The sequence below is a fragment of the Candidatus Phytoplasma pruni genome (genome assembly GCF_013391955.1).
Classification (GTDB): Bacteria; Bacillota_I; Bacilli_A; order Acholeplasmatales; family Acholeplasmataceae; genus Phytoplasma.
The window spans coordinates 1-1393 of sequence record NZ_JABUOH010000057.1 but is presented as its reverse complement, the minus strand read 5'-3'; the positions used below and the strand labels follow the sequence as shown (position 1 = coordinate 1393).

The 1393-nt window shown below is 33.4% G+C and carries 3 protein-coding genes; all 3 read left to right on the top strand.

Annotated elements, in window-relative coordinates:
- A partial coding sequence (locus tag HR065_RS02745) for a hypothetical protein (RefSeq protein WP_178734372.1) occupies positions 1-337 on the top strand: 337 nt, incomplete at its 5' end.
- 67 nt (positions 338-404) lie between these two features.
- Positions 405-677: a hypothetical protein gene (locus HR065_RS02740; protein WP_178734371.1), complete on the top strand. Its 273-nt coding sequence runs from the start codon at positions 405-407 to the stop codon at positions 675-677.
- A gap of 70 nt (positions 678-747) precedes the next feature.
- A complete protein-coding gene (locus HR065_RS02735; protein ID WP_178734370.1) occupies positions 748-1332 on the top strand; it encodes a DUF2963 domain-containing protein in 585 nt (194 codons plus the stop codon).
- Positions 1333-1393: the final 61 nt, after the last annotated feature.

The following is a 1393-nucleotide window of genomic DNA, read 5'->3' as shown; positions in this document are numbered from 1 at the left end:
TTTAAAAATGAATAACAAAGAAAAACAACAAAAATTATTAGCCTTAGAGGAGTTTCAAAATTCCTTTTTGTATTACAACTACGATTGCACCTTAGAAGAACAAAGTTTACACAATAACACAATAATGGAATTATTAGATTCTATGATCGCTGTTTACAAACACGACGGATTCACAGAACATTTTGATGAAGCCGACGTCAACGATCTACCCGATGCTTTAATAAAAAAAACCGCCCACGTCGTTGATTTATTAGAAGATGTTTACCTCGCCATCGGATCCCTCCGCTACGAATTGGAATATCAAGCCAACAAATTAACCAAAAACAACGACGAATAACCCCCAGACCCTATCTCATCCATAGGGTCTTTTCATTTAAATAAAAAAATAAAAGGAAAATAAAAATATGTCAAACATTCCAAAAACAACCGAAAATCAATCCAATTTAGTAGTTCAATTCTTAAAAGACCAAGCAAAAATCCGCCAAGAATTATTAACATATTACGATTCATTAATCAACGACATTTTAAAAATAATGGGAAATTCTGAGAAATTATCAGAACAACAAGAGGAAAATATCGGATATTTAATAGAACAAGCAATAAATGACTATGATTACAACACCAACATTATAATGAGTCAATTAAATGATATTTTAAATATTAAATACGAAAATTAACCCCACACACCCACGCCCCGGCATTGACACAATGTCAAACAAAACATCAACCCCCCAAAAGGAGAAAAAAATGAAAAAAAACAAAGATGTTTCAAAACAACCGTACGCAACTGTTGAATATACAGATCAATTAGGTCATAAAGTAATTGCTTTGGAAAATTTTCAAGGCATCGCCATCAAAAAAAATGTTTATCTCCCAAACGAAACAGAAACAGAAGTGTTATGGTACACTTCCGAACACGATCCTCAAACAGGAATTGAAACCAAAGCAACCTACTACAAACCAGATGGCACAATAGACTACGTTGATGATTACAACCAAGATCCTCAAAAGGATTATTACCGAGACATCATCCATGACAAAGACAAAAATATGTATATCATCGTGGAAATGAACTTAAAAACGAACCAAAAAATCAAAGAAACTCATTGTTCTGTCGACGGAACAATTGAAACTATCAAAGATTACAACAACAATCTTTTAACCAAAAAAACCTATTTCGCCGAAGACGGTACAATAAGTTTCAGTAAACAATATTTTTATGACAATAACAACGATTTAATAAAAACAATATTCCAAGACGACGAAGGAGATGTTTTAGACATCATCATCCATCAAACACCCTCCCCACAACAAAAAGAAAGTTCAAAATAAACAATAAATAAACACACGCTCCGGCATCCAACACAACACCCTACATCCAACAACCCACCCC

Bases quoted from the DNA above. Each gene is read 5' to 3' on its own strand.
- HR065_RS02740 (WP_178734371.1), top strand. From the start codon at position 405: ATGTCAAACATTCCAAAAACAACCGAAAATCAATCCAATTTAGTAGTT.
- HR065_RS02735 (WP_178734370.1), top strand. From the start codon at position 748: ATGAAAAAAAACAAAGATGTTTCAAAACAACCGTACGCAACTGTTGAA.